The organism is Streptomyces cylindrosporus (genome assembly GCF_022698165.1).
GTDB lineage: Bacteria > Actinomycetota > Actinomycetes > Streptomycetales > Streptomycetaceae > Streptomyces > Streptomyces cylindrosporus.
The window spans coordinates 211853-230669 of sequence record NZ_JALDAY010000018.1 but is presented as its reverse complement, the minus strand read 5'-3'; the positions used below and the strand labels follow the sequence as shown (position 1 = coordinate 230669).

Here is an 18817-nt window from a genome sequence, read left to right as displayed (position 1 = left end):
GCTCACCACGAAGCCGGCGGCGGAAGCCGTGGGGGCCGGCTGGAGCACCAGGGCGGCTGCTGCGATGGCGAGCGAGGACAGGACTGCGGCGATACGGCGCCTCGACAAGGATCGACTCCTTCACGGAGCACGGCCGCACCCGGCAAGGGGTGCGGCCGCGGTGGGGGGTTGTGGAGGCACACTCAACCGCTTTGGTCTGTACCAGTCAAGGGTATAGACCAGCCAACTCCCCTTCCCGATCCGGAACTCAGCTCTCGCCGCCCTCCTCGCCGTCACCCGCCCCGGTGTAGGCGGCGGTGGTCCGGTCGGCCGCCTCGCGTGCCGTCTTCTCGTCCTCGCCGCCCGCGATGTTCGCCGCACACCAGGCCTCGCTGCTGTCCGTCACGAAGCGTCGGCCCTCGTCGGAGCCCATCCAGGCCATGAACTTCTTCGGGTCGACGGTGGCACCGCCGCTGCCGAGGTGCAGGGACAGCCCCCTGACCATCAGGTCCCAGCCCACGCCGACCGCTCCGGGCCCGAACTCCGCCCACTTCGTGTCGTCCAGGTGGGCGATGTGGTCCAGCTCGAAGCGCGTACCGCCCTCCTCGGACGTGAGGCGGAGCTCGATCCAGCTGACCTCGCCGCCGTACTCCCAGGTCGCGGTGAAGGTCTTGGGCGGATCGCAGTGCTCGACCACGCCCCCGGCGTTGCCCTCCAGCTGATACCGGCCGCCGAGCCGCAGCTCCCCCGACACCGGCATCAGCCAGCGCGGGATGCGCTCGGGATTCGTACAGGCGTCCCACACGTCGTCGAGCGGGGCGTCGTACGACCTCGAGATGGTGACGACACGCGCCTCGCCCGCCTTGAAGGCGCGCCTGCCGACCTGTCGGCGCACGTCGTTGATGTCATGGGTCACGTCGGTCATGAGGTGCTCCTCGGGTTTTCCTCGGCGCCACGGAGTCGGCGCTCTCGCTTACCGCGGGCCAGTTCGGTGGCCAGCGCGTCCAGGTGCGGGGTCCAGAAGCGGCGGAAGCGGTCCAGCCAGGCGTCGATGTCCTGTAGGGGCTCGGTGTTGACCGCGTACAGCCGCCGGGTTCCTTCGGGGCGTACGGTCGCGAACCCGTTCTCCCGCAGCACCTTCAGATGCTGCGACACGCCGGGCTGCGAGATCCCGAACTCCTCCCCGATGACCTCGCAGACCGCCCCGGAGGTCATCTCTCCGTCGGCCAGCAGCTCCAGGATCCGTCGGCGTATCGGATCGCCGAGCACGTCGAAGGCATGCATGAGAAGCAATATATCAGCCAGCGCTTATATAAGCAGCTGGCGATATGGCGGCAGGAAAAACGCCCGGCCGTGTGCGACCGGGCGTTGTTCTGGCACGGGGTCAGCTCAGCGGCTTCTCCAGCACCGCCTTGCGGTGGCTGAACGTCTCGATCGAGTAGCGGCCGTGGTAGCTGCCCATGCCGCTCTCTCCCACGCCGCCGAACGGCAGGTCGGAGACGGTGAGGTGGGCGAGCGGCAGGCCGTGGCCGAGGCCGCCCGAGGAGGTCTCGGCGGCGATCCGGGACTTGGTCGCCTCGGACTCGGTGAAGACGTACAGGGCGAGGGGCTTGTCGCGGTCGTTGATGAAGTCGATCGCCTCGTCCAGGCCGGGCACGGTGACGACGGGCAGGATCGGGCCGAAGATCTCCTCCCGCATGACGGGCGACTCGGGGTCGACGTCGGCGAGGACGGTCGGCGCGATGTACTTCGTCGCACGGTCGCTGTCGCCGCCGACGACCACGCGGCCCGAGTCCAGCAGGCCGGAGAGCCGGTCGAAGTGGCGCTCGTTGACGATCCGGCCGTACTCGCCGGAGGCGGACGGGTCGGTGCCGTAGAGGGCCTCGACGGCGCGCTTGAAGGCGGGTTCCAGGGCGGCGGCCGTCGCGGGGTCGGTCAGGACGTAGTCGGGGGCGACACAGGTCTGGCCCGCGTTGAGGAACTTGCCGCGCACGAGCCGGTCGGCGACGACGTCGAGGTCGGCGTCGCGGTCGACGAACACCGGGGACTTGCCGCCGAGTTCGAGGGTGACCGGGGTGAGGTGCTCGGCGGCGGCGCGCATGACGATGCGGCCGACCGCGCCGTTGCCGGTGTAGAAGATGTGGTCGAAGCGCTCGGCGAGCAGGGCCGTGGTCTCGGGGATGCCGCCCTCGACGACGGCGACCGCCTCGGTGTCCAGGTGGGCGGGCAGCAGCCGGGCGATCGCCGCGGAGGTGGCGGGGGCCAGTTCGCTGGGCTTGACGACGACCGCGTTGCCGGCGGCGAGGGCGCCGACGAGCGGGGCGAGCAGCAGCTGGGCGGGGTAGTTCCAGGGGGCGATCACGAGGACGACGCCGAGCGGGTCGTACTGCGTCCAGGCGCTCGCGTCGGTGCCGAGGTGGGCCGGGACGGGCGCGGGCTCGGGGCGCAGCCAGCCGTCGAGGTGGTCAAGGGTGTGGTCGATCTCGCGGATCGTGAAGTCGATCTCGGTGCGGTGGGCCTCGGCGGAGCTCTTGCCGAGGTCGGCGTGGAGGGCGGCGGCCAGGTCGGGGCCGTTCCGCGTGAGCATCTCGCGCAGGCTGCGCAGCTGGGCGGTGCGCCACTCGACGGGCTTGGTGCGGCCGGTGCGGAAGGTGGCGCGCAGCCGGGCGACGACGTCGGCGGGCTGCTCGGGGGTGGGCTGGTTCACGGTGCCTCGCTGCTGGTGCGGTGCGGCCTCTCGGCGCGCGCATGCGGTCTCGACTGTCAGGTGTATATGCCAACCTTTCATACACCAAAATAAATTCCGGCAGGCTCCGGACTACTTTCGGCGAGCGATGCGTCACTCTCCGGCTTCCGCGAGCGGTGCGTCGCTCGCCCGCTTCCGCGACCGGCCGTCACCCCCGCGCGAGTTCCCGGCGGCGGCGTTCCAGGTAGGTGCGCTCGGCGGGGTTCTCCGTGTGGGCGAGGGCCGCGTCGTACGCGGCGAGGGCCTCGGTGGCGCGGCCGAATCGGCGCAGCAGGTCGGCGCGTACGGCGTGGAAGACGTGGTAGCCGTCGAGGTCCAGGCCGTCGACGAGGTCGAGGGCCGGGCCCGGGCCGTCGGTCTCGGCGACGGCGACCGCGCGGTTGAGGGCCACGACCGGGCTGGGGGCGAGGGCCATGAGCTGGTCGTACAGCTGCCGGATCTGGCCCCAGTCGGTGGCGTCCGCGGTGCGCGCGTCGCTGTGCACGGCCTGGATGGCGGCCTGGATCTGGTAGGGCCCGGGCTGGTTGCGGCGCAGGCAGCGGCGGACCAGAGCCTGCCCCTCGGCGATCAGCCCGGGGTCCCAGCGGGTGCGGTCCTGTTCGGGCAGCGGCACCAGCTCGCCGTGCTCGTCCTGGCGGGCGGCGCGGCGGGAGTCGACGAGCAGCATCAGCGCGAGCAGGCCGGTGACCTCGGGCTCGTCCGGCATGAGCTCCGCGAGCAGGCGGCCGAGGCGCAGGGCCTCCGCGCACAGCTCGGGTGTGCCGCCGTAACCCTCGTTGAAGATCAGGTAGACGACGGCGAGGACGCCTCTGAGCCGGTCCGGGAGGTCGGCGTCGCGGGGGACGCGGTACGGGATGCGGGCGTCGCGGATCTTGGCCTTGGCGCGTACCAGGCGCTGGGCCATCGTCGGTTCGGGGACCAAGAAGGCGCGGGCGATCTGCGGGGTGGTGAGGCCGCCGAGGAGGCGCAGGGTGAGGGCGACCTGCGCCGGGGTCGCGAGGGCGGGGTGGCAGCAGGTGAAGATCAGGCGGAGCCGGTCGTCGCGCACGGGGCCCTCCTCGGCCGGTGCGTCGGGCGTGTTGAGCAGGGTGGCCGCGGCGTGCCGCTCGTCCCGCCGCGCCTCTCTGCGCAGCCGGTCGATCGCGCGGTTGCGGGCGGTGGTGATGATCCAGCCGGCCGGGCTCGGCGGCACGCCGGTCTCCGGCCAGCGCTGCACGGCCGTGGTGAAGGCGTCCTGGACCGCTTCCTCGGCGAGGTCGATGTCGCCGAGGAAGCGGACGAGGACGGCGACCGCGCGGCCGTACTCCGCGCGGAACACGGCCTCGACGTCGGGGGTGCCGGGCTCGTGCACTAGTGGCTGTCCACGAAGGGCCGGACCTCGACCGGCAGGCCGATGGCGCGGACCGCCTTGCGGCCCCATTCCAGGGCCGCGTCCAGGTCGTCGGCCTTGATCAGGCTCAGTCCGCCGAGGTACTCCTTCCCCTCGGCGTAGGGACCGTCGCTGATCAGGACGTCGGCGCCCTTGGGCCGCAGCATGGTCGCCGTCTCCGGGCCGTGCAGTCCGCCGGCGAACACCCAGGCGCCGGCGTCGCGCAGTTCCTGGTTGTAGGCCTCGACGTTGCGCATGATCTCGGCCATCTCCTCGGGTCCGGGCGGCGTGCCGTCGGTCGGGGTGACCACGCTGAGCAGGTAGTACGTCATGACGTCCTCCTTGGCGTCGTAGCTGTTGTCTCACCTCCTACACGAACGGCACACCCCCGGATCGACACCGCGCACGACGAGATCGGGAGAATCTTCTCCATGACCGCACCGCACCCTCTCGTCGCCACCGCCCAGGCCCTCGCGGACGAACTCCTCGCCCCGCACGCGCAGCAGGTCGACCAGGAGGGTGTGCCCGCGAGCCACATCGAGGCGATCAGACGGTCGGGGCTGCTCGGGGTGAGCGCCCCCAAGGAGTACGGCGGTGCCGGCGCCCCCGACGCGGTGGCGCGGGAGATCATGGAGATCCTCGCCGGGGCCTGCTGCTCGACCTGGTTCGTGCAGACGCAGCACCACACGCCGGTCAAGATGCTGGCGAAGTCCGAACTCCCGGTCCGGGAGCGGCTGTTGCGGCCTCTGGCGACCGGTGAGCTGCTGGCCGGCATCGCGTTCGCGCACGTGCGCGCCTTTCCGCGGGTGCCGGTGCGGGCGACGGCCGAGGGCGAGGGGTGGCGCTTCGACGGGAGGGTGCCCTGGTACACGGGCTGGGGCCTGAACGACGTGATGCTGCTGGCCGGGGTGACCGACGCGGACGAGGTGGTGTTCGCCTTCACCGAGGCGCGCGAGCAGCCGGGGCTGCGGCCCTCGCCGCCGATGCGGCTGGCGGCGCTCACCGCGGCCCGCACCGTCTCGCTGGACCTGGACGGGCTCCGGCTGCCGGAGGAGTCGGTGGTACTGCGCGCTCCGCAGGACAAGTTCGCCCTGGTGGACCGGCCGCGCAACACCAACGCCTCCCCCGCCGTGTTCGGCGTCGCGTACGCCGCGCTCGGGCTGCTGGAGCAGGCCGGGGAGACGGGGCCGGCGCGGGTGCTGCGCGGGCGGCTCGACGAGGTGCGGCGGCAGGTGTACGCCCTGGCCGAGCACCCCGTACCGCACGAGCGCGTCGAGGAGCGGCTGGCGCTCAAGACACGGTCGTACGAGCTGATGCGCGCGGCCACTTCCGCGGCGGTCGTCGCCCAGGGCGGACGCGCGATGGACCTCGGCAGCCCGGCCCAACGGCTCGCGCGCGAGGGCCTGTTCCTGCTGGTGCAGGGGCAGACGGCCGAGGTGCGGCGGGCGCACCTGGACGCGCTGGCGGACTTCTAGGACCGACCTGGCTGTTCACCGGACGTTCAGCGGAGGGTCAGTTTGGGTCCCGCCCAGTGAGCAGACTCGCCTCATGGCGACCGCACAGGCAACCGACATGAAGCAGCCCGGCGAGCTGAAGGACGTACCCGGCTGGTTCCCACCGCTGGACCAGCTCCTGTTCACCTGGTTCCTCGCACGGCAGGAGACCGGTGGCCGGCGGGGCGACCTGCTGGAGCTCGGCGCGTACATGGGCAAGAGCGCCATCCTGCTCGGCCAACACCTGCAGGACGGCGAGGAGTTCACGGTCTGCGACCTGTTCGGCGGCGAGGCGCCGGACGGGGCCAACCGGGCCGAGACGGCGAAGTCGTACTCCTCCCTCACCCGCCGGGCCTTCGAACGGAACTACCTCTCCTTCCACGACGAACTGCCCAGGGTCATAGAGGCCCCCACCTCCGTGATCCCGCGGGAGGTGGCGCCGGGCACCTGCCGGTTCGTGCACATCGACGCCTCGCACCTGTACGAGCACGTCCGCGACGACATCGGCGCGGCCCGCGACCTGCTGCTGCCCGACGGCATCGTCGTCCTCGACGACTTCCGCTCCGAGCACACCCCCGGCGTCTCGGTCGCCACCTGGGAGGCCGTGCTCAACCGCGGACTGCGTCCGATCTGCCTCAGCACACAGAAGCTGTACGGCACTTGGGGCGATCCGGAGCCGGTCCAGGAGGAGCTCCTCGCCATGCTCAGGGACCGCACGGACGTCGGCCTGAGCGTCCAGGAGGCCGCGGGCCACCGCCTGGTCCGCACCCGCGCCCACAAGGAGCTCCAACCGCCGCCCTTCCCGCACTCCCGCCACTACACGGAACCCGAACCGGTCGCACCCCCGGCCCCGCCGACACCCACACCCACACCCCGCCACCGCCCCTCCCGAGCCCGCCGCCTCGGCCGGGACCTGCTCCCACCGATCATCACCCGCGCGGTACGCAGGGCACTCGCCGCCCGGGCCTAGGGCACACCTAGGGCGTGTCCAGGAAGGTGATGAGTGCGGCGGTGAGTTCCGCCGGGGCGTCCTCCTGGACCAGATGGCCGGCGCCCGCGATGGGTTCGAGGTGTGCTCCCGGGATGCGGGCGACGAGTTCGTGTCCCTTGGCGGCGGGGATCCAGGTGTCGTCCTGGCCCCAGCAGACCAGGGTCGGGACGCCGATCTCGCCGTAGCGGTCCTGGATCTCGTCGGTGTACCGCTGGTCGGCCTGGGCGATCTGCCGGTAGAAGGCCGCCTGGCCGGGGGCGCCCAGCCAGGGCTCGACGAGCCGGTCCAGGACGGCGGGGTGCAGACCGGCGCTGCTGGCGGAGCCGATGTACTCGCGCACCAGGGCCCCGTGCAGTGCGGGCGGCAGCTGCTCGAAGACGTCGGCGTGTGTGCCGACCAGCCGGAAGAACGGGGAGCCCCAGGGCGCGAGGGCGACCGGGTCGACGAGAGCGAGGGCGGTGTAGCGCGCTCCGTGCAGCAGATGGGCGCGCAGGGAGACGGCACCGCCGAAGTCGTGGGCCACCACGAGGGGTTGGTCCACACCCCAGTGCGCCAGCAGCTCGGTGAAGACCTTGGCCTGTGCCGCCAGGGAGACGTCCTGTCCCGCGAATTTCTCCGAGGTCCCATAGCCCGGCATGTCCCACACGTACACCTGGTGACGGCGGGCCAGGGAGCGGGCAACGGCGCGCCAGACGTACGAGGAGAAAGGGGTGCCGTGCAGGAGGACGACCGGGTCCCGGCCGGGGTCGCCGAGGCTGTCCCAGCGGACGGCTCCGGACGAACTGCGGAAGGTCCTGGTCAGCGGCCAATCACTCACGGAGCTGTTCCTCTCTGCCGACGCGGCACGCTCGGGCTCCCCCGTATCCAAGCGCGCACAGGCCGGCAGAGCACGCGCTAGCTCGCGAACGGCACCTGCGCGGGCACCGCGGCCTGCCGGGCGAACGGGTGCTGCCACAGGCCCTCCGCGGCCAGGCGCGGCAGTACGCCCTCGCCGAACCAGTACGCCTCCTCCAGGTGCGGGTAGCCGGAGAGCACGAACTCGTCGATGCCGAGGGCGTGGTACTCCTTGATCCGCTCGGCGACCTCCTCGTGGCTGCCGACCAGGGCGGTGCCCGCGCCGCCCCGCACCAGACCGATGCCGGCCCAGAGGTTGGGGTGGATCTCCAGGCCGTCGCGGTGGCCGCCGCCGTGCAGGGCGAGCATCCGCTGCTGGCCCTCGGACTCGCTGCGGGCCAGCCCCGCCTGCACGGACTTCACGGTCTCCGGGTCGAACCCGGCGAGGAGACGGTCGGCCTCGGCCCAGGCCTGCTCGGAGGTGTCGCGGGTGATGACGTGCAGCCGGATACCGAACCGCAGGGTGCGGCCCTGCTCGGCGGCGAGCCCCCGGATCCAGGCGATCTTCTCCGCGACCTGCGCGGGCGGCTCGCCCCAGGTGAGGTAGGAGTCGACGTACTTGGCGGCGACCTCTCCGGCGACGGGCGAGGACCCGCCGAAGTACACCTCGGGCACCGGGTCCGGCACCCGGGCCAGCCTGGCGTCCTCGACCTGGAGGTACTCGCCGTTCAGGTCGACCGTCCGGCCCTGCCACAACCCCCGTACGATCTCCAGGAATTCGCCGGTACGGCGGTACCGGGCGTCCTTGTCCAGGAAGTCGCCGTAGGCCCGCTGCTCGTGGCTCTCGCCGCCCGTGACGACGTTGAGGAGGAGCCGTCCGCCGGACTGCCGCTGGAAGGTGGACGCCATCTGCGCCGCGAGGGTCGGTGAGACGAAGCCGGGGCGGAAGGCGACCAGGAACTTCAGGCGTTCGGTGTTCTGGCTGACCATGGCCGTGGTCAGCCACGCGTCCTCGCACCAGGCTCCCGTCGGGGTGAGCGCGCCGACGAACCCCAGGTCCTCGGCGGCCCTGGCGATCTGGCTCAGGTAGGCGACCGTCGGCGGCCGGTCCCGGCCGGAGGCGGTGGCGGGCGTGCCGTGGCCGCCGCCGACCACGTGGCGGCTGTCGCCGTTGGTGGGCAGGAACCAGTGGAAGGTGAGGGACACGTGGGGTCTCCGATCAGAGGTGTCGCGGGTGGAGCTAGAGGAGGCCGTGGCGGGGTGGGCGGGTGCCGTTCAGCGCGTACCGGCCGATGTGCTGGACCTTCCAGCGCGTCGGGTCGTGCAGGGTGTGGGTGCGGGCGTCGCGCCAATGGCGGTGCAGGTTGAGGGAGTTGAGGGCCGAGCGGGTGCCGGAGACCTCGAAGAGGGCGCTCGCCACCTCGACGGCGGCCCGGGCGGCCTGCACCTTGGCGGTGGCCACGGCGATGGAGGCCTCGGCGGCCGAGTCGTCGGTGAGGTCGGCCTGTGCCGAGTCCACCGCTCGGGCCGCCTCCCGCAGCAGGGCCTCCGAAGCCCTCACCTGGAGGGCGAGTTCACCGAAGCGCTGGATCAGCAGCGGGTCCTCGGCGGCCGTGTCGACGCCGCTCTCGAACCAGGGGCGGCTCTTCGTCCGGACGAACTCCGCCGCTTCGGCGAGTGCGCCCGAGGCGATCCCGGCGTCGATGGCCGCGTGCAGCAACTGGGCCACGGCGCCGTGGAGTTGGGGACCCTCGAAGGTGAGGTGGTGGGGCAGGACCCGGTCGGCCGGGACCTCGACGCCGTCGAGGCGGACGGTGCCGCTGGCCGTCGTACGCTGGCCGAGGCCGTCCCAGTCGTCGACCACCGTGAGGCCGGGGGCGTCCCGGGGCACGTAGGCGACATGGAGCCGGTCCTCCTCGGCGCGGGCGAGGACGGGGATCCAGTCGGCGAAGAGGGCGCCGGTGGAGTAGTGCTTGACGCCGGTGAGGACGTAGGAGCCGTTGGGTTGTGGTTCCAGGCGGGTGCGGATGTCCTGGACGTGCTTGGTGCCCGCCTCGGACTGGGCGTTGCCGAAACGGCGGCCGGCGAGCAGTTCGGCGAAGAAGAACTTCCGCTGCTCCTCAGTGCCCTGACGGCGGATCACATTGACGTACGCGAAGTGGCTCTGCGGGATCTGGGCGAGGCTGGCGTCGGCCGAGGCGAGCAGCCGGAAGACCTCCGCGAGGGTTGTCGCGCCCACGTCCGCGCCGCCGTGCTCGGCGGGGACGGTGACGGCGAGGAGTCCCGAGGCGGAGAGGCGGTCCAACTCCGCGCGCGGAAGCCTGCGTTCGACGTCGCGGGCGGAGGCGCCGGCGCGGAACTCCTCGGCCAGGGCTGCCGCGACCGCGAGGGCCTCCGCGTCGTCGGCGATGACGTGGGCGGTCATGCCGCTCGGCTCGCCGCGGCCGGCAGCGGGGTGCGGCCCAGCGCCGTCGAGAACTGGTCCACCACCTGGGCCAGCGCCTCGCTCGCGGCCGGTGCGACCGTCAGCGCGCCGTCCTCCTGCACGGTGATGTCCTTGTCGAGGGTGAACCAGCCCTGCACGATGTGCGCCGCGCCCATCGAGGACAGGACCGGGCGCAGGGCGTAGTCGATGGCGAGGACGTGGGCGGTGGTGCCGCCGGTGGCCAGCGGCAGCACCGTCTTGCCGGCCAGCGCGTACTGCGGCAGCAGGTCGAGGAGTGCCTTGAGGACTCCGGAGTACGAGGCCTTGTAGACGGGGGTGCCGACGACGACTCCGTCGGCCCGCGCGAATAGTTCGGTGGCCTCGACGATGGCGGGGTGCTTGAAGTCCGCGCCGAGCAGGGCTTCGGCGGGGATCGTGCGGATGTCGAGCGGGATCACCTGGTGGCCCTGGGCGGCCAGCCGGGTGTCCAGGTGGCGCAGCAGGCGGTTGGTGCGGGAGGAGGCGGAGGGGCTGCCGGAGACGGACAGGACGGTGGCCATGCGGTCCTCTTTCGGGGAGGAGGGGCGCCCCCTGCTCAGGAGGGGGCGCCCCCGGGGGAAGCGGTCAGGAGTACCAGGTGGGTTCGGGCAGTTCGCCCTCCAGGACCCAGCGGCCGACCTCGCGGCGCTTGTAGGCGACGGGGTCGTGCAATCCAGAAGGGGCGGCGCAAAGCGCCTCGTTGAGGGGTGGTGGCCGGGTGACGGGTGGGCGGGTGCGTACGTTGCGCCAGAACCGGTCGAGGCCCTCAGAGGTGGCGGTGGCGCGGGCGCCGGTGACCTCGAAGATGCGGTTGCCGATCTCCGGCGCCACGTCCGTCGCCCGGGACTTGATCGCCGCGACCCGCACCTCGAAGGCGCCGCGCGCCTCGGGCGTGACCGCGTCCGGGTCGTCGTGCAGCTTCTGTCCCTCGGCGGCGACGGCGTCGGCGAGGGCTTCGGCCGCCCAGAGCTTGGCGGTGAGGTCGCCGTAGGTGTCGATGACGTACGGCTCGTCGACCGCCCGCTCGGAGCCTCCGTGCAGCCAGGACCGCGACTTGGTGCGGGTGTAGGTGGCCGCCGTCTCCAGGGCGCCGCCGGCGATGCCCAGGTAGAAGTTGACGAAGACCAGTTGGATGGTGGGGACGTTGAGGGTGTTGTAGACGCGCGGCCGGAAGACCTTGTCGACGTAGCCGGCGGCCGAGGCCCACGGGGTGCGGACGCCGTCGAGGGTGACGCCGCCGCTCTCGGTGAGGCGCTGGCCGATGTTGTCCCAGTCGTCGTGGAAGGTCAGGCCGGCGCTGTCGGAGGGGACGATGGCGAAGACGTGGTCGTCGGTGCCCTCCAGGACGCCTTCGAGGACGGTGACGTCGGAGACCTTGCTGCCGGTGGAGAAGGACTTGCGGCCGGTGAAGACGAGGTCGTCCCCGTCCTCGGTGACCACGACGTCCTTGTCGCGCGGGTTGACGGCCCCGCCGAAGAACCAGCGGCCCCGGCTCGCCTCGGCCTCCACCTGCTCCCACTGTTCGCGGGTGCCGACCAGGCGGGCCGCCCAGAACCACAGGTAGTGGTAGCCGAGGAGCTGCCCGATGGAGCCGTCGGCCTTGGCGACCTCGCGGACGACGCGGTAGGCGGTGGGCCAGTCCTGCCCGGCGCCGCCGTGCTCGGTGGGTCCGAGCAGCGTGACCAGGCCGGCGTCCTTGAGGAGTTGCACCTCGGCGTACGGGGTGGCGCCGGCCCGGTCGCGTTCGGCGGCGTCGGTGGCGAGGACGGCGGCGACCTCGGCGGCGCGGGCGATCCAGCCGTCGGCGGTCCGAGGGGCCGGGCGGGTGGTCCAGTCGGTGGGCGTGACGGTGCTCATGCTCGTTGACCTCTCTCGCGGTGGGGGGACGATCAGGCGTGAACGGGGACGGACTCGGGCTCCGTGTCGGGGAGCCCGGCCTCCAGTTCGCGCACGAGCGGCAGCACACGCCTGCCGAAGTACTCGACCTCCTCGTGGTAGTGCAGGAAGCCGAGCAGCAGGAGGTCCACGCCCAGCCGCTTGTAGGCGACGATGCGTTCGGCGATCTGTTCCGGGGTGCCGATGAGCCCCGTACGGAAGCCGTCGTTGTACTGGACCAGGTCCTCGAAGGACGAGTCCTGCCACATGCCCTTCTTGTCGGCGGTGGACTGCCCGGCCTGCTTCACCGCCGCGCCGAAGCCCTCGACGGCCTCGGTGTCGGCCTTCGCGACGATCTCACGGAGGGTGTCGCGGGCCTCGGCCTCGGTGTCACGGGCGATGAGGAAGCCGTTGAGGCCGAACTTCGGTGCGGTGCGGCCGGCTTCGGCCGCGGACTTGCGGACGTCGTTGATCTGCTCGGTGACTCCGTCGAAGTCCTTGCCGTTGGAGAAGTACCAGTCAGAGACCCGGCCGGCCATGGCGCGGGCGGCGGTGGAGTTGCCGCCCTGGAAGATCTCGGGGTGGGGGCGTTCGGGGGTGTTGAGGGGCTTGGGCTTGAGGGAGAAGTCGCGCAACCGGTAGAAGTCACCGGCGAGTTCGGTGTGGTCCTCGGTCCAGATCTGGCGCAGGGCGCGGATGAACTCCTCGGAGCGGCGGTAGCGTTCGTCGTGCTCCAGCCACGGCTCGCCCAGGGCGGTGAACTCGCCTTGAACCAGCCCGATACGACGTTCACCGCGAAGCGGCCGCCCGAGAGGTGGTCGGCGGTGGCGCCGAGCTTGGCGAGGACGCCGGGGTGCCACAGTCCGGGGTGGACGGCGGCGATGACCTTCAGGCGCTGGGTGGCGAGCAGCAGGGCGAGACTGAAGCTGGTCGACTCGTGCTGGTACTCGGCGCCGTAGCTGGCCATGTAGCGGACCTGGCTGAGGGCGTAGTCGAAGCCGTTGTCCTCGGCGAGGACGGCGAGTTCGCGGTTGTACTCGTATCCCCAGTCGGTGCGCTGCTCGATCTTGCTGGTGACGAGTCCCCCGCTGACGTTGGGGACCCAGTAGGCGAATTTCACGGGCGCTGCGGGCATGCGGAACTCCTGTTGCGGAATGTTTTGCGGCACGCCGAATTCAGGAATGGGCGCGAGCGCGGACAAAGGCGCGGGCACGGTGAATTCGGTGCGGAAACAAGGAACGCGCGGCGGATCTCGGAGGGTTGATCAGGCCGCGGGGCAACAGGAGGCGCTGGAGACGCGCGCGAGGTCGACATGGCGTCGCCGCGTGAGGTCCAGTCGCATCTTCATGCCGTCGATCGTGGCAGCCGGCGGCGAGAGCCGTCAAGGTAAACCCGACCGGTCTCGTATCCCGGACCATTGAATTTCACGAACATGTGACAGGGAAACCCTTGAACCGGACCCGTGGAACGCCGCATTGTCCGAGGGTGCGAATAGAGCAGCTGGAATACATCGCGGCCGTCACCCGGCTCGGTTCGCTGCGCCGGGCAGCCGAGGAACTGCGCCTTTCGCAGCCCGCGCTGAGCGAGACCGTGCGCAATCTGGAGCGCGAGCTGGGTGTGGACCTGCTGGAGCGCAAGCGGTCCGGGGCGCGGATGAGTGCCGAGGGCCGGGAGCTGCTGCCGCACATCATCGACGTGCTGGACGCGGTGGACCGGCTGCGCGGCGCGGCCGGGGAGCAGCACCGGATCAGCCGCATGGTGCGGGTCGGCACGGTGAACGCGGCGACGGTGCCGCTGCTCATCCCGTCGGTGCAGGCCTTCCGCGCGGCCCATCCGATGACGCAGGTCGAGGTGGTGGGCGCGCAGCAGTCGGACATCCACCGGGCGCTGCTGGAGGGCGGGTTCGACCTGGGTCTGGTCAACCATCTCGACGGCGACGACCTGCCCGCCGACTTCGAGAGCACCGAACTCCTGCGCGGCCGACCGGTGTTGTGCCTGCGCCCGGACAGTCCGCTCGCCGCGCTGCCGGCCGTGACGGTCGACGACGTGCTGAACGGCCCGGAGCCGGTGATCGCGATGCGCTCCGGCTACGTCATGCACCGCTACGCGCACCGGCTGCTGCGCGGCCGCACCCCCGATTTCTCGTTCTCCACCGACGGCGCCGAGATGGGCAAGCTGATGGTCGCCGAGGGACTGGGGGCGACGCTCCTGCCCGAATTCAGCGTCATCGGCGATCCGCTGGAGCGAAGCGGCGCGATCACCTACCGGCCGATCTCCGACGACACCACCGAGGTGCTGCTGATGCTCCAGCGCCGCCGGGCCGAGTCCGTGCCCCGGGCGGCGCAGGACCTGTACGAGGTGTTCGTGCGCCGGGGGCGGGAACTGGGGTCCACGCCCGGCTGACGGTTCAGTCCTCGTCGGCCGGGACGACCACGAGGAAGGCGTCCGACTTGAGGTCCATCACCACGGTCGCCTTTCGTCCCTCCGCGCGGCAGCGCGCCGCGTACTCCTCCGCCGGCCACGATCCGCGCGGAGCTCCCGCAGGAAACCGCTCCAACACCTTCGCGCCCATAGCGGCAGCACCTCCACAGCCCAGTTCCGGTCAGGGTCTCATCAGGGTTCGCCTGCCCCCAACCGGCCGAAACATGTCCGGGAGAGCCGCATCCGCCGCCCCGCCGGGACCGGAAGCACCGGAGAACCCCCTGTTTCCGCTCCCGGGAGTAGCACCATGAACGTCTCGGTCGTCCTGTTCACGTCCGACCTGCGCCTGCACGACCATCCACCGCTTCGGGCCGCCCTCGACGGCGCACGTCAGGTGGTGCCGCTGTTCGTACGGGACCGGGCCGTGCTGGACACCGGCTTCGCCTGCCCCAACCGGCTGGCGTTCCTCGCCGACTGTCTGCGGGACCTGGACGCGGGCCTGCACGACCGGGGCGGCCGGCTGGTCTTTCGCTCCGGTGAGGTGGTCGAGCAGGTGTGCCGGGTGGCGGGCGCGGCCGACGCGGACGAGGTCCACCTGGCGGCGGACGTCAGCGCCTACGCCCGTGCGCGCGAGGACCGGCTGCGCCGGGCCCTGGAGGCGGACGGGCGCCGGCTGCACGTCCACGACACGGTGACGACCGCTGCCCCGCCCGGCGCGCTCACGCCGGCGGCCTCGGACCACTTCGCCGTCTTCACTCCGTACTTCCGCCGCTGGTCGGACCACCCCCTGCGCAAAGTCCTCGCCGCACCCCGCACGGTGCGCGTGCCCGACGGCATCGGCTCCGAGGAGCTTCCCGGCCGCGAGGGCCTGTCCGGGCTGTCGGAGGGGCTGGCGCGCGGCGGCGAGCGGGAGGGCAGGGCGCGGCTCGCGTCCTGGCTGAGGGACGGCATCACCTCGTACGACACCGGACACGACGACCTGGCGGGCGACGCGACCTCCCGGCTCTCGCCGCACCTGCACTTCGGGACCCTGTCCCCCGTCGAGCTGGTGCATCGGGCGCGCAAGGCGGGCGGTCCGGGCGCGGAGGCGTTCGTACGGCAGCTCGCCTGGCGTGACTTCCACCGCCAGGTGCTCGCCGCGCGTCCGGCGGCGGGCGGCGCCGACTACCGCACACGGCACGACAGTTGGCGCTCGGAGGCCGAGGCCCGCGAGGACGTCGAGGCCTGGCGGGCGGGCCAAACCGGCTACCCCCTGGTCGACGCGGCGATGCGGCAGCTGCGGCACGAGGGCTGGATGCACAACCGCGCGCGCATGCTGACCGCGAGCTTCCTCACCAAGACGCTGTACGTGGACTGGCGGGTCGGCGCCCGGCACTTCCTCGACCTGCTGGTCGACGGCGACCTCGCCAACAACCAGCTCAACTGGCAGTGGACGGCCGGAACCGGCACCGACACCCGCCCCAACCGCGTGCTCAACCCGGTCGCCCAGGCGAAGCGCTACGACCCGGACGGCGTGTACGTCCGCCGCTGGGTCCCCGAACTCGCGGGACTGGAGGGGCCGTTCGTGCACGAGCCGTGGAGGCTGCGGGGCCTGGACCGGGCCGCCGTCGACTACCCCGATCCGATCGTCGACCTGGCCGAGGGTCTCGCCCGGTTCCGGCGAGCGCGCGGGCTCGACTGAGGTCGGTCAGCTCCGTTCGTGCAGGCCGGCCAGCGTGTCGAGCGCCTCCCGCAGCCCCGTCGGCCGCGACACGCCGGGCAGGGAACGGCCGGCCCAGCCGGGTCCGCCCAGCAGGACCAGCGGGCGTCCGCGGGCGCCTTTCGGGCCCCACTCGGTGGCCGCGATGTGCCGGGCCAGGGCCGGGCTCGCCGTGGAGCGGGCCTGCGACCACAGCACGACGGCCGCCGGGCCCAGGCGCCGTACCGCCGCGGTGAGCGCCTCGGCGGGGACTGCGGCGCCGAACATGCGTGCAGGGACACGGAGTTGGCCCAGTTCGGCGTTGACCGCCTCCAGGGCCAGCGTGTGCTGCTCATCGGGTACGCAGGCCAGCAGCACCGGGCCCCGGGCGGTGGCGTCCATGGGCAGGGGCGGCCGGCTGCGGCGGCGCAGGACGGTGGAGACGTGCCAGGACAGGAGGTGCTCGACCTCCACGTAACGGTCCCCGGACGAGGCCCACTTGCGGCCCACCGCGTGCAGCGCCGGCACCATCACCTCCTGCCAGGCGACGGCCACCCCGTACCGCTCGACGGCCTCGGACAGCCGCGCCTCCACGGCGGGAGCGTCGAGGCGTACGGCGGCACGGGCGAGGCCGCGGCACTCCTGGCGCACATCGCCGAGGGGCAGCGGTCCGGCCGCCCGGGACGGCGGGCGGGAGACCCGCGCACCGGTTCCGGCTCGCGCGGCCCGGGCCGCCTCGGCGGGCGGCACTCCGGTCGAGGTCAGCCGGCACATCCGCTCCAGTACGGCCACGTCCTCGGGCGTCCAGCGGCGGTGCCGTCCGTCGGTGCGGACGGCGGGGCCGAGGCCGTATCTGCGGTCCCAGGAGCGGAGGGTGGTGGGCGACACGCCGAGCCGGCGGGCCAGCGCGCCGGTCGTGAGGGCCGCGCCGGGCGGCTGCCTGGTCATACGTCGACTGTACGACGCAGAATCGATGCAAGTTGGCGTCTCGGGTGCCCGACGCGAACCATGACCGTCATGAGCCCGCTGCACCCGGTCGAGGAATCCCTCGGCGACGAGGAACTGGCCCGGGGAGTGGTGGCGGGCGACGAGGAGTGCCTCGCCCTCGCCTATCGCCGCTGGTCGGGGCTGGTCCACACGGTCGCCCGGCGCTCCCTGGGCGACACTCAGGACGCCGAGGACGTCACGCAGCAGGTGTTCCTCGGGGTGTGGCGCGGGCGTGCGGGATACCAGGCAGATCGGGGTTCGTTCGCGGGGTGGCTCGTGGGCATCACCCGGCGCAAGGTCGCCGACACCCTGTCCGCACGCACCCGCCGCCGCGAGCTGCTGGGCGCCGCCGGAGCCGCCCTCCTCCTCACCGATCCCGAACCGGACCGCCCCGAAGCGGCCCTCGAACGCGTCCTCCTCCGGCAGGAACTGGCCGGGCTGCCCGCGCCCCAACAGCGGGTCCTGCGCCTGGCGTTCTACGAGGACCTGACCCAGACCCAGATCGCGGAACGCACCGGCTGGCCGCTCGGCACCGTCAAGAGCCATGCGCGCCGCGGCCTGCACCGGCTGCGCGACCGGCTGGAATCACACGATCTCTACACATAAAGAAAAAATAAGCGCAGAATGCAGATAAGCGGCTCTTGCCGCGTACCGCACCAGCCACGGTCAGGCTGTGAGTCTAAGGAGACGAGTCATGGCGAACGTCTCGCCCACCAGAGGTGACATAACCAGCCACCCCGATGTTTCCGAAATGCGGGCCCGGTACGCCCGCATGCTCGGTGGTCGTGATGTGGCGCTCGTTGACGGACCGGTGTTCCTGCTCGGTCTGTACTGCGCCGTGTCCCCGTGGATACTCCACTACACGACGAGCCAGCCGGCCCTCGTGACGCACAACCTGATCGTCGGCATCGCGATCGGTCTGCTGGCCCTCGGATTCACCCGCGCCCCGGAGCGCATGTACGGCCTGAGCTGGGCCTTCTGCGCGGTGGGCGTCTGGATGATCATCGCTCCCTGGGTCGTCGGCGACAGCCCGGACACGGGCGTCGTACTGAACAACGTCATCATCGGCGCCCTGGCCGTGATCCTGGGGCTGATGTGCGCGGGCACGGCGGCGCGGAGCGCTCCGAAGCCGTAGGGAACCGCCCTCGCGAAAGGACGACACGCCGGCCGGTCCGCGCCCTCCGCGGACCGGCCGGCGCCGCACCGCTCAGTGGCCCGGGACCAGCCAGGGCTCCTGCGGCAGCGGGCTGCCGGTCTCCAGGAGCGACTTGAGGTTGGACAGCACCGCGGGCCAGCCGCTCGAGACGTCGGACAGGGCGCCCTCGTCCCAGAGGTCCTCGTGGGTGACGGTGAGCCGGACGATGTCCTCGTGCGGCGTGATGTCGAAGGTGACCCGGGAGTACTTGTCCTCCTGGCCCTCGTTCTGCGGGTCGACCCAGGTGGTGACCAGCCGGGTCGGGGGCTCGCTCTCCACGACGCCGCCGACCACGTCGGCGATGCCGGAGCCGTCCGTGCGGACGTGTTCCCAGCGTGAGCCCTGCTTCCAGTCCGAGACGTTGCGATGGCCCCAGTAGGCGCCGGTCAGCTCGGCGTCGGTGAGCGCCTCCCAGACCTTCTCGGGTGTGCTGCGGATGTAGGTGACGTACACGAACGTGGGCTTGTCGGTCATGGCTTCCTCGGCTCGTCGTTTCAGGGCGCTCAGCGCGCTCAGGCGCGGGCGCTCGAACTTGTCGATCCACCGCTCCTGGATCTCGTGGAGCGGGACCGGATTGAGGTAGTGCAGCTTCTCCCGCCCCCGCCGCACCGTGCCGACCAGGTTGGCGGCCTCCAGGACGGCCAGGTGCTGGGTCACCGACTGACGTGTCATGTCGATGTGCTCGCACAGTTCACCCAGCGTCTGGCCGTTGTGCTCGTGCAGCCGGTCCAGCAGCCGCCGTCGCGTCTCGTCGGCCAGCGCCTTGAAGACCTTGTCCATCCCGG

The 18817-nt window shown here is 72.0% G+C and carries 20 protein-coding genes and 1 pseudogene; 6 read left to right on the top strand and 15 right to left on the bottom strand.

What is annotated here, in order from left to right; all coding sequences use genetic code 11:
* Positions 1–247: 247 nt before the first annotated feature.
* The 5 genes from MQP27_RS45555 to MQP27_RS45535 form a co-directional block, all read right to left on the bottom strand.
* Entirely contained in the window at positions 248–904 is a 657-nt protein-coding gene (locus MQP27_RS45555) for an SRPBCC family protein (protein WP_242776906.1), read from the bottom strand.
* Positions 901–1263 (bottom strand): ArsR/SmtB family transcription factor, encoded by a 363-nt coding sequence (locus MQP27_RS45550; RefSeq protein ID WP_242776904.1) that lies wholly within the window; start codon positions 1261–1263, stop codon positions 901–903. The genes MQP27_RS45555 and MQP27_RS45550 overlap by 4 nt, the downstream gene beginning before the upstream one ends.
* 100 nt (positions 1264–1363) lie before the next feature.
* Entirely contained in the window at positions 1364–2767 is a 1404-nt protein-coding gene (locus MQP27_RS45545; protein ID WP_278197284.1) for an aldehyde dehydrogenase family protein, read from the bottom strand.
* Between the two features lie 106 nt (positions 2768–2873).
* Positions 2874–4076 (bottom strand): RNA polymerase sigma factor, encoded by a 1203-nt coding sequence (locus tag MQP27_RS45540; RefSeq protein WP_242776900.1) that lies wholly within the window; start codon positions 4074–4076, stop codon positions 2874–2876.
* Positions 4076–4426, bottom strand: a complete 351-nt coding sequence (locus MQP27_RS45535) for a YciI family protein (RefSeq protein WP_242776898.1) — start codon at positions 4424–4426, stop codon at positions 4076–4078. The genes MQP27_RS45540 and MQP27_RS45535 overlap by 1 nt, the downstream gene beginning before the upstream one ends.
* 99 nt (positions 4427–4525) lie before the next feature.
* Between MQP27_RS45535 and MQP27_RS45530 the strand changes: the two genes are divergently transcribed.
* Together MQP27_RS45530 and MQP27_RS45525 are read left to right on the top strand one after the other, a co-directional pair.
* Positions 4526–5569: an acyl-CoA dehydrogenase family protein gene (locus tag MQP27_RS45530; protein ID WP_242776896.1), complete on the top strand. Its 1044-nt coding sequence runs from the start codon at positions 4526–4528 to the stop codon at positions 5567–5569.
* 73 nt (positions 5570–5642) lie between these two features.
* Entirely contained in the window at positions 5643–6557 is a 915-nt protein-coding gene (locus MQP27_RS45525) for a class I SAM-dependent methyltransferase (protein ID WP_242776894.1), read from the top strand.
* Positions 6558–6564: 7 nt separating this feature from the next.
* Here MQP27_RS45525 and MQP27_RS45520 read toward each other — a convergent pair whose 3' ends face one another.
* From MQP27_RS45520 to MQP27_RS51840, 7 genes and pseudogenes are all read right to left on the bottom strand, one after another.
* On the bottom strand, positions 6565–7395 hold the full coding sequence (locus MQP27_RS45520; protein WP_242776892.1) for an alpha/beta fold hydrolase: 831 nt from the start codon (positions 7393–7395) through the stop codon (positions 6565–6567).
* 77 nt (positions 7396–7472) lie between these two features.
* On the bottom strand, positions 7473–8618 hold the full coding sequence (locus tag MQP27_RS45515; RefSeq protein ID WP_242776890.1) for an LLM class flavin-dependent oxidoreductase: 1146 nt from the start codon (positions 8616–8618) through the stop codon (positions 7473–7475).
* A 34-nt stretch (positions 8619–8652) separates the two neighbouring features.
* Positions 8653–9837, bottom strand: a complete 1185-nt coding sequence (locus MQP27_RS45510; protein WP_242776888.1) for an SfnB family sulfur acquisition oxidoreductase — start codon at positions 9835–9837, stop codon at positions 8653–8655.
* Complete coding sequence (gene ssuE / locus MQP27_RS45505) at positions 9834–10397, bottom strand: NADPH-dependent FMN reductase (RefSeq protein ID WP_242776886.1); 564 nt, start codon at positions 10395–10397, stop codon at positions 9834–9836. Before ssuE ends, MQP27_RS45510 begins: the two co-directional genes overlap by 4 nt.
* A 64-nt stretch (positions 10398–10461) precedes the next feature.
* On the bottom strand, positions 10462–11733 hold the full coding sequence (locus tag MQP27_RS45500) for an acyl-CoA dehydrogenase family protein (protein WP_242776884.1): 1272 nt from the start codon (positions 11731–11733) through the stop codon (positions 10462–10464).
* Positions 11734–11765: 32 nt separating this feature from the next.
* A pseudogene (sfnG, locus tag MQP27_RS45495) lies at positions 11766–12886 on the bottom strand (dimethylsulfone monooxygenase SfnG).
* A gap of 129 nt (positions 12887–13015) precedes the next feature.
* A complete protein-coding gene (locus MQP27_RS51840) occupies positions 13016–13093 on the bottom strand; it encodes a putative leader peptide (protein ID WP_353962852.1) in 78 nt (25 codons plus the stop codon).
* Positions 13094–13236: 143 nt separating this feature from the next.
* On the opposite strand from MQP27_RS51840, the gene MQP27_RS45490 reads away from it, so the two are divergent.
* The gene (locus MQP27_RS45490) at positions 13237–14154 is read left to right on the top strand and encodes a LysR family transcriptional regulator (RefSeq protein WP_242776882.1); all 918 of its coding nucleotides are present in this window, start codon (positions 13237–13239) and stop codon (positions 14152–14154) included.
* Between the two features lie 4 nt (positions 14155–14158).
* Here MQP27_RS45490 and MQP27_RS45485 read toward each other — a convergent pair whose 3' ends face one another.
* Entirely contained in the window at positions 14159–14323 is a 165-nt protein-coding gene (locus tag MQP27_RS45485) for a DUF8839 family protein (RefSeq protein ID WP_242776880.1), read from the bottom strand.
* A 156-nt stretch (positions 14324–14479) separates the two neighbouring features.
* Between MQP27_RS45485 and MQP27_RS45480 the strand changes: the two genes are divergently transcribed.
* Positions 14480–15853, top strand: coding sequence for a cryptochrome/photolyase family protein (locus MQP27_RS45480; RefSeq protein ID WP_242776878.1), 1374 nt, complete (start codon positions 14480–14482; stop codon positions 15851–15853).
* Between the two features lie 6 nt (positions 15854–15859).
* Here the strand turns inward: MQP27_RS45480 and MQP27_RS45475 are convergent, their stop codons facing one another.
* Positions 15860–16798, bottom strand: a complete 939-nt coding sequence (locus tag MQP27_RS45475; RefSeq protein WP_242776876.1) for a MerR family transcriptional regulator — start codon at positions 16796–16798, stop codon at positions 15860–15862.
* A gap of 69 nt (positions 16799–16867) precedes the next feature.
* On the opposite strand from MQP27_RS45475, the gene MQP27_RS45470 reads away from it, so the two are divergent.
* Positions 16868–17443, top strand: coding sequence for an RNA polymerase sigma factor (locus MQP27_RS45470; RefSeq protein WP_242776874.1), 576 nt, complete (start codon positions 16868–16870; stop codon positions 17441–17443).
* Positions 17444–17531: 88 nt separating this feature from the next.
* Positions 17532–17972: an SPW repeat protein gene (locus MQP27_RS45465; RefSeq protein ID WP_242776872.1), complete on the top strand. Its 441-nt coding sequence runs from the start codon at positions 17532–17534 to the stop codon at positions 17970–17972.
* Between the two features lie 72 nt (positions 17973–18044).
* On the opposite strand, the gene MQP27_RS45460 is transcribed toward MQP27_RS45465, so the two are convergent.
* Positions 18045–18812, bottom strand: a complete 768-nt coding sequence (locus MQP27_RS45460) for an ArsR/SmtB family transcription factor (protein ID WP_242776920.1) — start codon at positions 18810–18812, stop codon at positions 18045–18047.
* Positions 18813–18817 lie beyond the last annotated feature (5 nt).